14 protein-coding genes are annotated in these 12,893 nt (G+C 59.9%); 6 read left to right on the top strand and 8 right to left on the bottom strand.

Annotated features, from left to right (window positions below):
• Together CHY22_RS02015 and CHY22_RS02010 are read left to right on the top strand one after the other, a co-directional pair.
• Complete coding sequence (locus CHY22_RS02015) at positions 1-771, top strand: Cof-type HAD-IIB family hydrolase (RefSeq protein WP_089572086.1); 771 nt, start codon at positions 1-3, stop codon at positions 769-771.
• 188 nt (positions 772-959) lie between these two features.
• A complete protein-coding gene (locus CHY22_RS02010) occupies positions 960-1,337 on the top strand; it encodes a metal-dependent transcriptional regulator (protein ID WP_089572084.1) in 378 nt (125 codons plus the stop codon).
• A 224-nt stretch (positions 1,338-1,561) separates the two neighbouring features.
• On the opposite strand, the gene CHY22_RS02005 is transcribed toward CHY22_RS02010, so the two are convergent.
• From CHY22_RS02005 to CHY22_RS01985, 5 genes are all read right to left on the bottom strand, one after another.
• Positions 1,562-3,514 carry a heavy metal translocating P-type ATPase gene (locus CHY22_RS02005; protein ID WP_199408729.1) on the bottom strand — a complete coding sequence of 651 codons (1,953 nt, stop codon included), beginning with the start codon at positions 3,512-3,514 and terminating at the stop codon, positions 1,562-1,564.
• 99 nt (positions 3,515-3,613) lie between these two features.
• The gene (locus CHY22_RS02000; RefSeq protein WP_089572082.1) at positions 3,614-3,832 is read right to left on the bottom strand and encodes a heavy metal-associated domain-containing protein; all 219 of its coding nucleotides are present in this window, start codon (positions 3,830-3,832) and stop codon (positions 3,614-3,616) included.
• Positions 3,833-3,895: 63 nt separating this feature from the next.
• Positions 3,896-4,261: a metalloregulator ArsR/SmtB family transcription factor gene (locus CHY22_RS01995; RefSeq protein WP_055252065.1), complete on the bottom strand. Its 366-nt coding sequence runs from the start codon at positions 4,259-4,261 to the stop codon at positions 3,896-3,898.
• Between the two features lie 389 nt (positions 4,262-4,650).
• A complete protein-coding gene (locus tag CHY22_RS01990; protein WP_117817598.1) occupies positions 4,651-5,772 on the bottom strand; it encodes a hypothetical protein in 1,122 nt (373 codons plus the stop codon).
• A 641-nt stretch (positions 5,773-6,413) separates the two neighbouring features.
• A complete protein-coding gene (locus tag CHY22_RS01985; protein WP_089572078.1) occupies positions 6,414-7,382 on the bottom strand; it encodes a DNA polymerase III subunit epsilon in 969 nt (322 codons plus the stop codon).
• A gap of 171 nt (positions 7,383-7,553) precedes the next feature.
• On the opposite strand from CHY22_RS01985, the gene CHY22_RS01980 reads away from it, so the two are divergent.
• Positions 7,554-8,642 carry a putative manganese transporter gene (locus CHY22_RS01980; protein WP_089572076.1) on the top strand — a complete coding sequence of 363 codons (1,089 nt, stop codon included), beginning with the start codon at positions 7,554-7,556 and terminating at the stop codon, positions 8,640-8,642.
• 165 nt (positions 8,643-8,807) lie between these two features.
• Here CHY22_RS01980 and CHY22_RS01975 read toward each other — a convergent pair whose 3' ends face one another.
• On the bottom strand, positions 8,808-9,290 hold the full coding sequence (locus tag CHY22_RS01975; RefSeq protein WP_089572074.1) for a DUF188 domain-containing protein: 483 nt from the start codon (positions 9,288-9,290) through the stop codon (positions 8,808-8,810).
• Complete coding sequence (locus tag CHY22_RS01970; RefSeq protein WP_089572072.1) at positions 9,291-9,893, bottom strand: DUF308 domain-containing protein; 603 nt, start codon at positions 9,891-9,893, stop codon at positions 9,291-9,293.
• A 235-nt stretch (positions 9,894-10,128) separates the two neighbouring features.
• On the opposite strand from CHY22_RS01970, the gene CHY22_RS01965 reads away from it, so the two are divergent.
• The 3 genes from CHY22_RS01965 to CHY22_RS01955 all read left to right on the top strand — a co-directional run bounded on the left by CHY22_RS01965 (position 10,129) and on the right by CHY22_RS01955 (position 12,079).
• Complete coding sequence (locus CHY22_RS01965) at positions 10,129-10,800, top strand: nitroreductase family protein (protein WP_158551154.1); 672 nt, start codon at positions 10,129-10,131, stop codon at positions 10,798-10,800.
• 83 nt (positions 10,801-10,883) lie between these two features.
• Positions 10,884-11,426 carry a histidine phosphatase family protein gene (locus CHY22_RS01960; protein ID WP_055252053.1) on the top strand — a complete coding sequence of 181 codons (543 nt, stop codon included), beginning with the start codon at positions 10,884-10,886 and terminating at the stop codon, positions 11,424-11,426.
• Positions 11,427-11,443: 17 nt separating this feature from the next.
• Positions 11,444-12,079: a histidine phosphatase family protein gene (locus tag CHY22_RS01955; RefSeq protein WP_089572068.1), complete on the top strand. Its 636-nt coding sequence runs from the start codon at positions 11,444-11,446 to the stop codon at positions 12,077-12,079.
• Between the two features lie 128 nt (positions 12,080-12,207).
• On the opposite strand, the gene CHY22_RS01950 is transcribed toward CHY22_RS01955, so the two are convergent.
• Entirely contained in the window at positions 12,208-12,891 is a 684-nt protein-coding gene (locus CHY22_RS01950; RefSeq protein WP_089572066.1) for a DUF1015 family protein, read from the bottom strand.
• Between the last annotated feature and the right edge of the window lie 2 nt (positions 12,892-12,893).

Below are 12,893 nucleotides of genomic sequence, written 5' to 3'. Positions count from 1 at the left end.
ATGATCAAGGCCGCGTTTTTCGATATCGACGGCACGTTGCTGAGCTTTAAGACCCATCGGATTCCGGCGTCGGCGCAGCAGGTGCTCGACAGCTTTCATGAGCAGGGGATTGCGTGCGTGATCGCCACGGGTCGCCCGACCTATCAGATGCCCGATTGGCTGTTCGATCTTGGTTGGGATGCGTACATCACGCTTTCGGGTCAGCACTGTTTTGATGCCAAGGGCGTTTACCGCAGCTGCCCGATCGATTCGGACGACGTCGCGGCGATTGTGGACCAGGTGGCGCAGGGGCGCTATGACTCGCTGTGTATGCAGGGCGAGAACTCGTTTGTGAACCGCCTGTCCGAGCGCGTGGTGACGGCCGGCAGCAACGCGGGGATTGTCTACCACGAGGAACCGTTTGAGCATGCCTTCGATGCGCCGGTCTACCAGTTCTGCGCCTTTGTGGACCCTGCCGACGAACATATCGTGACCGACGCGGTGTCGCATTCTCTCACTACGCGCTGGTGTGATTTGTTCTGCGACATTATCCCTGCCAACGGCGGTAAGGACCTGGGTGTCGCGGCGACGCTGGAACGCCTGGGTGTCGACGCGAGCGAGGCGATTGCCTTTGGCGACGGCGAGAACGACCTGTCGATGTTCTCGGCCGTGGGCACAAGTGTGGCCATGGGCAACGCGCAGGAGACCGTGAAAGCTGCAGCGACCTATGTGACGACCGCCGTGGATGACGACGGCATCTACAACGCCGCCAAGCACTTTGGGCTGATGTAACTGCGGGCCGGCACCCGGCGCCTGGGGACACTCCTTGCGGGGCGTCCCCATTTTGTTTTCGTCCCGCACGTTTTGTGAAACACGGCTAACTTTTAGGCAAAGTAGTAAGACATGGGCAACTTTTGCGGTAAAGTAAATCAAGCAAAAGTATCCAAAGGCTAACTAGAAGCCATCGCGAAAGGCGGCCCATGGCCCTGCGTGAATCCGGAGAAGACTATCTCGAATCGATCTACGTTCTATCGGAACGTCAGGGCATCGTGCGCTCGATCGACGTTGCCGAATACTTGGGCGTAACCAAAGCAAGCGTCTCTAAAGCCATGGCGGCCTTGGAGAGCACCGGCTACGTGGAGATGGGCAAACGCGACGTGCATCTGACGGAACGCGGTCTTGAGGTTGCCCGTCAAATGTGGGAGCGCCACTGCTTTTTCGTGGGGCTGCTGGAGGATGCGGGTGTTTCGGCTGAGGTCGCGTCGCAAGAGGGCTGCCACATGGAGCACTGCCTGAGCGAGGAAAGCTTTGAGAAGCTGAGGGCGATGCTGGGACGGGACAGCGACCGGGACCAGTAGCCCCGCCAACCAAGTCCAACTCAGACAAGGAACCCCGCCAGCAAGCGATGCCCAAGAACCGCCAGCAACGTTACCGCAGGCCGGGACCGGGCTTGGTTTTTGAAAACACTCCGCAGACCAGAAGCGCCCCCGTTCGTAGCTCCGAAGGAGCAGAACGGGGGCGCTTCATTGGTCGAGGACGTTTTCAAAACCAAGCCCGGTCCCGGCCGGAGGGACCACAGGCGCTACAGGTTCTTGACACCCATCGCGCGCATGGCGTTCAGGATAGCGATGATCGCCACGCCTACGTCGCCAAAGACGGCAAGCCACATATTGGCGATACCCAGCGCTGCCAGCACAAGGATCAGCAGCTTAATGCCCAGCGCAAAGATTATGTTCTGCCAAACAATCGACATGGTCTTGCGCGCCACGCGGATCGCGCGGGAAATGTTGGACGGCTTGTCGTCCATCAGCACCACGTCGGCGGCCTCGATCGCGGCGTCGGAGCCCATGGCGCCCATGGCAATGCCCACATCGGCGCGCGTAAGCACAGGAGCGTCGTTGATACCGTCGCCGACAAAGGCGAGCTTGCCCTTGCCACTTTCGGCCGCGAGTAGCGCCTCAACGCGCTCGACCTTGTCGCCCGGCAGGAGCTGCGCGTGGAACTCGTCGAGACCGAGTTGCTTGGCCACAGACGCTGCAACCTCCTCGCGGTCGCCCGTGAGCATGACGGTGCGGTTGATACCGGCGGCATGCAGGTCGCGAATCGTTTGCTCCGCATCGGCCTTAACGGTGTCTGCAATCACGATGTGGCCGGCGTACACGCCGTCAACGAGCACGTGGAGGATCGTGCCGACAACCTCACAGTCCGGTGCTTCAACGCCGGCCGCGGCGAGCATTTTGGCGTTGCCAACGACGACGTGCTTGCCGTCGATGGTTGCCGTCACGCCGTGGCCCGCGTCGTTGGCGGAGTCGCTCACGCGCTTGGGGTCGACCTCGCCCTGGTAGGCGTCGCGCACGGACTGCGCGATGGGGTGATCGGAGAACGACTCAGCAAGGGCTGCGACTTCGAGCAGCGACTGCTCGGTATAGCCAGCCTCGGGGTGCACCGCGACGACTGAGAACGTGCCGTTGGTGAGGGTGCCCGTTTTGTCGAAGACGATGGTGTCCACGTCGGCGAGCGTCTCGAGGTAGTTGGAGCCCTTGATGAGAACGCCCAGCTTGGACGCGCCGCCGATGCCGCCAAAGAAACTCAACGGTACGCTGATCACGAGGGCGCACGGGCAGCTGACGACCAGGAAGGTCAGGCCGCGCAGGATCCAATCGGACCAAGCGCCAGTCACCAGGCCGCCGCCAAGCGCGAGCACCGCGGCAGCGCCAGTGACGGCGGGGGTGTAGACGCGGGCAAAGCGCGTGATGAAGTTCTCGGTGCGCGCCTTCTTTTCGCTGGCATTCTCCACGAGCTCCAGAACACGCGCGACGGTTGACTCGCCAAAGGGCTTGGTGGTGCGCACGTGGATGAGGCCCGTCATGTTGATGCAACCGCTGATGATATCGTCGCCGGTCTTGGCCGGGCGGGGGACCGACTCGCCCGTGAGTGCGGCGGTGTCGAGCTGGGTTTCGCCCTCGACGATGACGCCGTCGATAGGCACGCGCTCGCCGGGCTTGACCACGATCACGGTGCCGACGGCGATGTCATCGGGAAAGACCTGTTCGAGTGCGCCGTCGGCTTGCTCGACGTTAGCGTAGTCGGGCGCGATGTCCATCATGGCACTGATCGACTTGCGGCTCTTGCCCACGGCGTATGCCTGGAACAACTCGCCGACCTGGTAGAACAGCATGACAGCGGCGCCTTCGGCCATGTGCGGGTCGGTGTCGGGGAAGAGCACCATGGCAAACGCGCCGATGGTCGCGACGGCCATGAGGAAGCTCTCGTCGAAGGCCTTGCCGCGGCGGATGTTATTGAATGCCTTTTGCAGTACGTCGTAGCCGGCAATCAAAAACGGCACGAGGAACAGCACAAAGCTGGCGTAGATGTTGCCGGGCTCCCCAAATGCGATAGTGAGGGCGCCGAGCTCGTCGAGGGCATAAACAACGGCAAAAATGCCCAGTGCTACCAGGATGCGGTTGCGCTTATGCTCAAGGGACTCTTTCTTCTTGCGCTTCTTCTTTTTCTTTTTGGGATCGGCGGCTGTCATGATTCAAACCTCTCATTTGAGTTTATGAACACTCGCTCATATAATTTCGCGAGCAAAGGCCGCGGCAAGCGCGGCCTCGCAGGTCAACGTATGCGCGGGTTAGAGAATGATCTCGCAGTCCGGCTCGGCGTCGGCGGTGAACTCAACGACGCGGTCCAGGACCTCGTCGAACTTGGCGTCGTCGGCCTCGAGCGTCAGCTTCTGGGTCATAAAGTTGACCGAAACGGACTTGACGCCCTCGAGCTTGGCAAGTTCGTCCTGAAGCTCGCGCGCGCAGTTGGCGCAATCGATCTCGTCGAGCTTGAACTGCTTTTTCATGGTGGGTTCCTTTCCCTGTGTTAGCGGTCTGGGTGCCGGCCGCGCTGATACCGTGGTTGATTGCTATTCGCAGATATGGCTCATGCCCTGGTTAAGCATGGTGTAGACGTGATCGTCGGCGAGCGAGTAGAGAATGTTGCGGCCGTCGCGGCGGAACTTGACCAGGTGCGACTGCTTAAGCGTGCGCAGCTGGTGCGATACTGCCGACTGCGAGGTTGCGGTCGCTTCGGCGATGTCAGCCACGCAGAGCTCGCGGCCCATGAGGGCATAGAGGATCTTGATGCGTGTGGTGTCGCTGAAGACCTTGAACAGGTCGGCCAGGTCGTACAACAGCTCCTCGTCGGGAAGGTCCTCGGGCGAGCAGGTGGTGGGGACGATCGGCTCGGTGGCCTCGATGCCAGTCTTTGTTTCATCAGCGTGGCTGCTCATTGCAACATCCTTTCATATGAACATGCGCTCATATAACTTACTTCCGATTATATGAGCGCATGTTCATATGTCAATACAATTTACGTTAATTTCGATGACTGTTTGCCGCCTCTGCGATTTTCTGCGGGTTGGGAGACATCGACGCAATGCTCGCCAACATATTTCGAGATGTTCGGCCAGCATGCTAAGAAAGCCACCTTGAGAAGCATTAGAACTGTTCATATTTGTACTTTATCGTGTTAAATACCGCGAGAATCAGTTCTTCCTCTACGGGAGTTCCTGCAGAATCAGTTTTATCTAAAGTTATATTGAGCATTGCTGCAGCCAATCTGGCACATCGGTGGCCGAATAAGTCGAAAAATGTAGGTGGACATCCGCAGAGATCGCCTTTAGAAGAGCGAATTCTCAATTAGATCAATAATCGTGTCGTCTTCCGTGCGGTTTTCATCGATTTTTGCGAACATGTCGCATTCCCAAGGCCCATTGATTTCCTCAGCAAGGGCCCCGACGTGTTGCATGTCGTCGGGTTCTGGCACATCGTTGATGCTCGGGTCATCAGCTTGCGGATATTGGCTTGCAATTTCGCGCTTGGCGGCCTCTTCTTCTTTGAGTGTCTCCAGGACGCGGCGACCGTATTCGAAGTAGCGCCGCAAGACAAATTGACGAAGAGTTTCTTGCAGGATGGCGAAGTTATCCGGGAGTCGACCGGGCCATATCTTCTCGCGAATGCGAATCGCTTCCATGACCCGCCTAAAAGCGGACTGCTTGAAAAACGAATGACGACTAACTGTGATAACGGCATATCCCATGTTTCGCAGCGTGTTTCGGCGTTCCTCGTCAATTGATTGCTGTTCGGGCTCGTCGTGGTAAAAGCCGTTGTATTCGATATCGGTCATCGAATTTTCGAGCAGCGCGTCGAGGTAGAAAACCGTCCGTCGCGTTAGGGCGGCGTATCTTTTGGGGACTGGGATCGGATAGTCCGTTTTGATAGCGCGTATGGCTAAGCCACCCATTGACTTGGGCATTGTCAGCATCATGACAAACGCCGTTTCGAGTGGGGAGCGACAGCCTTCGCGTACATAAGAAAGTGCCTTAAGTGCTTTATTAGATCCACGATACCCCGATGCCTCTGAAAAGAAGGCTCTGAGCTCTTCAACGCTGGTTAGGGCTGGGCGCTCGCGATATTGAGTTTCGTCGGACGTTCCAAGCGCGTAGGAGCCGCAGATTTCAAAGTAATACTCAACGAGCTCCGAAAGGTTGAGGTCGGCTGCTGCTTCTAACGCGCACAGCTTGATATCGACGATGTAGACGTTCGGCTCGAGTTCTAGGTAGCTTTCTGCATCAAACGTATAGCGCGTGCAGTGGCAGATGCAGCCCTTGCGGTGCCTTTTGGCATTATTGGAAAACGTCAGCACATGGATGCTTTCAGAATCGACATTCTTTCTGTTGAGCCATGCTCGCGCCGCTTCCAGGTTGGACGTGGTCGGCGCAGACACCTTGATCTTTTCCATAGATATGGGATCGGTCGCGTGGCTTGCGAGCGAGTTGACTGTTTGGTATACAGCGCGTGCCGTGGTATGTGACAGAACGATTCCCATACGCGCATGATGGCATAGCGGACGCCATATACGCTCGAAACTTCGGGCAACGGTATTGGGGCGCGGCTTATCTTCTGCGAACGGTGGGTTTTTGAGCTGTCGTATTGAGGGGGGGGCAGCTTCGGCTGGGGAGGTTTCTGTCGGCTGCCCCATTTTGGTGAACTTTAGTTGCGGATTCGTAGCTTCTAAGCGTTTTTGCCGACCGCTCAGATGCCTCACCAACATAATTTGAGTTATTCGGCCTTATCCTATACGAATGGTGCGATCGCAACGTCCTATTCGAATTGATTCAGGTAGATTTATAGGGCTTGGTTGCGAAATTGGGGCGACTATAGCGCTCGATTGCGGTTCAAGGGGCCTTGACTAGTGGTTCAGCTGGCCGAACAACTCGAAAAATGTAGGTGGGCCAACCTGCCGACTATGTGAAGCACGCGTATTTGCTCGTTTTGATGAAAACTAGGGTGCAGCCATAAGGCTGCGCCCTAGTTTACTGCGTGCCGGTGTGCCCAGACGGATTGCGCTGTGCCTGGCAGGCGCTCCCGCAGATGGATCGGTTATTTCGCGAATAGGTTCTTGAGGTTGAACTCGGCTTGGACGGTGCGGAGCATGAGGTCGGTGTCGTCCAAGCCCAGGTGCTGCTCGTTGGCGTCGGCGGCGAGGGTTCCACGGCGGCGCGCCCAGTTCTCGAGCGCGGCTGGGGCGGACTCGCGGGGGAGCGAGCGCACGTCGGCGTCCAGGCTGCGGCAGATCTGGCGCGAGTCGATGACGATGATCTTGCCGGCGCGGCGTGCCTCGGCGTAGCCGTCCAGGTGGATCTTGAACCAGCTGTCCTCAAAGGCGGCGTTGTGTGCCATGTACGGGTACTTCTTCATAAGCTTGAGCAGCTGCTTTTGCAGCTCTTTGTTCTCGCGGAACGGCTTTTTGCCGTCGATGTCGTCCCAGGTGATGTGGTGGATATTCGACAACGGCACATCCTCGCCGCGGTAGATGTCGGGCAGGCCGCAGTAGTGTGCCTCGGCGTCATGCGGGACGGCGTCGCTGGTGAGCTCCATGATCTCCCAGCCCACGTTGATGATATAGCCGCGCTCGGGTGCACGGCCGGTGGTCTCGATGTCGATACCGAGCACGGTGCCCTGGATGGGCTTGCGGGCGTAGGCCACGCCGAGCGCGTCGCGGTCGCCGCGGATTTCGCGCATAACGGACGCGGCGGTGCGCTTTTGCATCTTGCCGATGGCGGCGCAGGTGTCGGCATCGGACAGGCCGCGCGAGAGCGTCGCGGGCGTCACGTTGCGCAGACGCGCCTCGCCAATCTGGTCGCACAGGTCGCGGTTGCGGTCGGCCAGGTCGCGCACGGTGGCAAAGTCGAAGCCGGGGTCGCCCTCGGCGGTAAAGTACTCGGTCTCGAGCACCTTGAGGGCCTCCTCGCCCTTCTGGCGCTCGGACTCCATGGCGCCGTGGTCGCCGTAGATAAACATGGGGATAAACGGCTGGCGCTCGTATTCGAGTGCTTGCGATACGTTCATATGCTACTCCTTGGACGGGCCGCGTTGTGCGGCTCGAGGTTACTGAGTTATGGCGAGATGATAGTTTACCATAGGCAACTATTGGCACCGCGCCCGGGACAACTACAATACCCTAGTTGACCGCTAGGACTTTTACAATGCTGCCGAAAGACACGAAAGGTTCCATCCGTCATGGATTTACTGATTGATATTCTGCTCGACGCCGGCAAGGACACGCTGTCGCTGGTGCCGTTTTTGTTGGTGACGTATCTTGCTCTCGAGACACTTGAGCACGTTGCGGGCGACCGCGTCAACGGCGCTATCAAGCGCGCCGGCGCTGCGGGTCCCGTGGTTGGCTCGCTGCTGGGCATGGTGCCGCAGTGCGGATTTTCGGCCATGGCAGCAACGCTGTACGCCGGCCGTGTCGTGACCTTGGGCACGTTGGTGGCGGTGTTCCTTTCGACCTCCGATGAGATGCTGCCGCTGTTGCTTGCCGAGCAGGTTCCCGTGCAGACTATGGCGATGCTTTTGGCTTCGAAAGCGCTGATCGCACTGGTCACGGGTTTTATCGTGGACGCTGCCATTCGCGGCCTGCGCCGTAACGCCCGCGCGCACGCGGCGATTCGCCGTACCGTGCTGGGAACCGCGGCCAACCCGGCCCACGTGAACTGCGCGCACGACGACCACAGCGGCGGTGACATCATCGACGAGGTGGCCGAGGCAGGCGTGAGCGCCGACCACATCCACGAGCTGTGCGAGCGCGACCATTGCGGTTGTGATGAAGACGAGGACGAGCACGAACACGGACATGGCCACGATCACGGTCATGAGGGCGAACATGAACACCATGATGGTCACGGTCACTCTCACTCCCACGAAGGGACGCCTGTCCTGTCGATCATCCGCAGTGCGATCTCGCACACCGTGCAGGTCTCGGTATTCATTTTTCTGGTGACGCTGATTCTGGTCGCCGTGCTCGAGACGTTCGGCGAGTCCGCGATCGAGCAGTTCCTGCGCGGCAACGAGACACTCGCTGTCCTGGGTTCGGCGCTTGTCGGGCTGATTCCCAATTGCTCGGCGAGCGTGGTCATTACACAGCTGTATCTGGAAGGCGCGCTGCAACTGGCGCCGATGCTCGCCGGCACGCTCATTTCCGCCGGCGTGGGTTATCTGGTGCTGTTCCGCACCAACCGCAGCGCCCGCGAAAATGCCGTGTTCCTGATCATGATGTACGTCATCGGCACTGGCTGGGGCCTCATCCTCTCCGCCGTTGGCCTCTAAGTAGGCCTAAAAAATGGGCTTCAAATAGCCATGCTCAGCGCCTGCGCAATGCGGCGACGCATGGCATTTTGAAGCCCGTTTTTTTGTTGAGCCATGGATTCCGAGCGCTCACACCGCTCAAGACAAAAAGGTAGATTTTAGGCATGTCCCAAAAATCTACCTTGGTTAGCGCAACAGCTCGGTGAGGTTGCGTTTAAAGCGGTCGCGGTCTTCGCTAGTAAATGCCGCCGGTCCGCGAGTGCGTCCGCCGGCGCGGCGCACCTTCTTTTCCTCGTGGCGAATAAACAGCTGCATGTCGATGGTCGCTTTGTCGTAGACGCGCCCGCGCACACCGATGGCGGCGGCATCGCGCCCGAGCACCATGCTCGCCAAGCCAATGTCCTGCGTCACGACCACGTCGCCCGCCTGCAGGCGTTCGACAATGGCAAAGTCGGCGCTGTCGGCGCCCACGCTCACGTCGAGCGTCGTGACCCAAAAGCCGCGTCGCGCGTGCTCGGCATCGCGTGGGTCGTCGCGGCGAATGTGTCGTTCCAGGTTTTGCGTGCTGTTGCCGGCGATAACAACGGCGACGCCCGCCCGCCGCGCGCAGTCAATCGACTCGCGCGTGACCGGGCAGGCGTCGGCATCAATAAAGAGCGTTCGCGGCATCTAGTGCACCAGTTTGCCAAATTGAATGGCGCGAACAATGAGCGTTACGCCAAACACCAGCAGCGCGGCGCCACTAAAGATGACAAGCATCTTGGCCGACCACAGCGGATAGATAAACACGAACATGCCGGCGATGATGGAGAGTGCACCGCTCAGGATGGCAAGGGCGCGGTTGGACGAAAGCTCGGACTCCAGAATGGACATGACACCTTCGACAATCCAGCCAAAGCCGGCCACGACAACCACCATCGTGGTGAGTGTCGCGGTCGAGAAGGCCTGGTTGCGCAGGATTATGACGCCGCCCAGGATAATGAGTAGGTTGGAGATGATGCTCGTCACGCGCCAGCCAGTGGGCAGCAGCGGCTCAAAAATGGCAGTGAACAGCCTGATGGCAGCGGTGATTACAAAGTAAAAACCAAGGACGGTCGTCAAAAAGACGAGGGACTTGGCGGGTGCAAAAAGCAGCGCGATGCCAGCAATGAGCGCCACGACGCCCGTGATGGCGTAGATCCAGCGCACGGCCTTGACGGCTTTGCCCGCCATACTTTTCTCGTCAAATCCAAACTGGCTCGATTTTTGGTCATCGTTCCTAAAGATACCCATAACGTCTCCTTTCCGTGCGGCGTAAGCCTTGATCGTTACAACCAGTATCGCTTAAAGGCGCTGGCGTATGGGTCGGGGAGGGCGAAACGTAACCCAAAGGTCCCGAATTGTTTCCGTTGTTCCCCACGTCGCGGTTTTCTATTCAACAGGTGTAGAACATTGCAGCCCTGTTCGTTATTGCCTACGTTTTAGGTTAGATTTTCCTAAGGACAATTGGCTTGTATTGGGGGTCCCTATGAACGAAGCAGTTCCCGAGGCACCGTCGAGTGTCGAATCGATGGCAAAGCAAGGTTGCGAAAAGCTCGGTCTGGAAGCGTTTGATGCGCTGGTCCGTCGTGCCCGTACGTGCCGCCGCTTTGACGAGTCTATGCGCGTGCCGCGCGAGTTTTTGCTCGAGCTGGCGGAACTGGCGCACCTGGCTCCCTGCGGCGCCAATGCTCAGCGTCTGCGCTTTCACGTGGTGAGCGGTGCAGAGGACTGCGCGCGTGTATTTGACGAGCTTGCATGGGCCGGTGCGCTCAAGGATTGGCCGGGTCCCGATGAGGGCGAGCGCCCGACCGGCTACATCGCGATTCTTGCTGAGCGCGCCGTTCCGGGCAAGCCCGCCGCTCCCATTACCGATGTCGACACGGGCATTACCGCGCAGACGATGATGCTCGCCGCCCGCAGCGCCACGCCCGAGGTGGCAGCCTGCATGTTCAAGGCCTTTACGCCCCACGCGATCGATGCCATGGGGCTCAATAACGACAAGTATGAGCTCAAGCTGATCATGGCCTTTGGCGTTCCGGCCGAGACACAGGTGATCGATGCGATCGATTCCAACCCCGACGGCTCCATCAATTATTGGCGCGACGAGGCGCAGGTGCACCACGTACCCAAGCGTCCGCTTGCCGACGTGCTGCTGTAATTGTGCGTCGTTGCGGTGCAATCCGGCGGCAAAATCACCACAAAGGCTCCTGTCCCCTTTGTGGTGGTACGAGGGGAGGGTGTGTGGCAGATCTGTATTTGGTGCGGCATGGGCAGACTGAGCTCAATGTGCAGAGCATTTTGCAGGGCTGGCACGATTCGCCGCTTACGGCGCGCGGGCGCGAGCAGGCGCTGACGGCGCGTACGGCGTTTGCGGCGCGTGGCGTGGCCTTTGATCATGTGTATTCCTCGCCGTTGGGCCGGGCGCGGCATACGGCCGAGCTTATCGTTGGCGAGGGCCGTTCCATTGAGCTGGTCGATGACCTGCGTGAGTGGCATTTTGGCTCGCTGGAGGGCACATCAAATCGCGAGATGCCGCCGCAGCCCTGGGGCGATTATCCGGTGGCCTTTGGCGGTGAGTCGGAAGTGCAGCTTCAGTCGCGCATGGTCGCGGCGCTGTCCCGCATCATGGCCAGGCCGCAGCACGACTGCGTGCTGGCGGTTTCCCACGGCTCAGCCTGCCAGGAGTTTCTTGAGTATGTGACTGGCGGGGGAGAGCTACCCGACAACGGTGCCGTGCTTCATTTTGGCTATTGCGACGGGGCGTTTTCGCTCTTGGGTTGGTAACGAACGAAAGGACCCCTATGAATAAAGATCTGTATCTGGTCCGTCATGGACAGACGATATTCAACCTTAAGCGCATTATTCAGGGCTGGAGTGACTCGCCGCTTACGCAGTTGGGTTGCGACCAGGCGGCGCGCGCCGGCATGTTTTTACGTGCGCGCGGCATTGAGCCCGATCATGCCTACACCTCCACGCTTCATCGCACCGAGCAGACTATCGCCAACTTGTGGCCGGGCTTGGCGTACGAGCGCCTGGACGGCCTGCGTGAGTGGTTCTTTGGCGACTTTGAGGCCGAGCGCGTGATGCTCATGCCCGAGCGCCCGTGGCGCGATTTCTATCGCCAGTTTGGCGGCGAGGGTCAGATGCAGGTGCGTGAGCGCATGGTGACGACGCTGACCGAGCTCATGCGACGCCCGGACCATTCGTGCGTGCTCGCGGTGAGCCACGGGTCGGCCATCAAGGAGTTTTTGGATCACGTGAAGGGCACGGAGGCCGACGAGCGCGAGCGCGTGCCGGGCAACTGCTCGGTGCTGCATTTCGTGTTTGACGATACGACCGATACGTTTGAACTGGTTGAGATCTTTACGCAGGAAGACTACGCGCGCGAGCTGGGGCTTGAGCCGCTCGTGGCTGCCGCGGGTCCGCAGCGCGGGTAGTTTGGGCGTGGCGGTGCGGGTCGCCGACTTACTTCTCGACGCAAAAGGGGCGGAGATGCATGTACCTGCTGCATCTCCGCCCCCTGTTTGTTGAGCTGCCGATTTTTGTGCTGGGCGGTCTGGTCTTGCTAGAACCGCGCGACCTGGTGCGTGAGCAGACCTGTCGGAACTTGCGGCGCGGCGCCGCTGACCTGCGCGGCGGGGAAGAGCACGGCAACGGTAAAGTTGAACGGCTCCTTGCCGGTGTACGTTCCGGCGGCACGGGCCTCATCGGCCAGCAGCTGCGACGCCCCGGTCAGAGCGGCGGCGTAGGCGGGGTCGTCGGTCAGTGCCGGCTCCGGTGCTTGGTCGAGCATAGCGCGGATGGCCCCGACGGCGTCCTCGCGCTTGACCTCCCACGCGCGGTGCGTAATGCCCGCGGGGTCGGTGACGGCGTAGAGCGACGCGCCCTCTTTGGCGGCGCCCAGGATGATATCCATGACGGGCGAGGCCTCGTAGGCGAGCGACACGGGGCGCGGCTGCACCTTGAGCTCGGCGATCGCGCGCGCGGCGGCGGCCACGTCGGCGCTGGCATCGCCCTTGCCGTCCGCAAGTACACTCGTCGGGCAGATCGCCACGACACCCGTCACGCGTCCCGGCTCGCCCGAGCATTCGTACACGTAATACGCCGCACCCGGGTCCTTGAGCATCAGGCCATCGGCAAGGGCTCCGCGCAGAGCATCGTTGCCGCTCAGGATGCTGCCCATTGCAGGCAGCGCCTCGAGTACGCGGTCCTGAGCCGGGCGGATGCAGGGAAACGGAAGTGCTTTCATGG

The sequence above is a fragment of the Collinsella sp. TF06-26 genome (assembly GCF_002232035.1).
Taxonomy (GTDB): Bacteria; Actinomycetota; Coriobacteriia; order Coriobacteriales; family Coriobacteriaceae; genus Collinsella.
The sequence above is the reverse complement of the archived record's forward strand: the minus strand, read 5'-3'. Positions and strand labels throughout refer to the sequence as shown.

Coding starts and splice junctions, on each gene's coding strand:
- CHY22_RS02015 (WP_089572086.1), top strand. CDS start 1: ATGATCAAGGCCGCGTTTTTCGATATCGACGGCACGTTGCTGAGCTTT.
- CHY22_RS02010 (WP_089572084.1), top strand. CDS start 960: ATGGCCCTGCGTGAATCCGGAGAAGACTATCTCGAATCGATCTACGTT.
- CHY22_RS02005 (WP_199408729.1), bottom strand. CDS start 3,514: ATGACAGCCGCCGATCCCAAAAAGAAAAAGAAGAAGCGCAAGAAGAAA.
- CHY22_RS02000 (WP_089572082.1), bottom strand. CDS start 3,832: ATGAAAAAGCAGTTCAAGCTCGACGAGATCGATTGCGCCAACTGCGCG.
- CHY22_RS01995 (WP_055252065.1), bottom strand. CDS start 4,261: ATGAGCAGCCACGCTGATGAAACAAAGACTGGCATCGAGGCCACCGAG.
- CHY22_RS01990 (WP_117817598.1), bottom strand. CDS start 5,772: ATGGAAAAGATCAAGGTGTCTGCGCCGACCACGTCCAACCTGGAAGCG.
- CHY22_RS01985 (WP_089572078.1), bottom strand. CDS start 7,382: ATGAACGTATCGCAAGCACTCGAATACGAGCGCCAGCCGTTTATCCCC.
- CHY22_RS01980 (WP_089572076.1), top strand. CDS start 7,554: ATGGATTTACTGATTGATATTCTGCTCGACGCCGGCAAGGACACGCTG.
- CHY22_RS01975 (WP_089572074.1), bottom strand. CDS start 9,290: ATGCCGCGAACGCTCTTTATTGATGCCGACGCCTGCCCGGTCACGCGC.
- CHY22_RS01970 (WP_089572072.1), bottom strand. CDS start 9,893: ATGGGTATCTTTAGGAACGATGACCAAAAATCGAGCCAGTTTGGATTT.
- CHY22_RS01965 (WP_158551154.1), top strand. CDS start 10,129: ATGAACGAAGCAGTTCCCGAGGCACCGTCGAGTGTCGAATCGATGGCA.
- CHY22_RS01955 (WP_089572068.1), top strand. CDS start 11,444: ATGAATAAAGATCTGTATCTGGTCCGTCATGGACAGACGATATTCAAC.
- CHY22_RS01950 (WP_089572066.1), bottom strand. CDS start 12,891: ATGAAAGCACTTCCGTTTCCCTGCATCCGCCCGGCTCAGGACCGCGTA.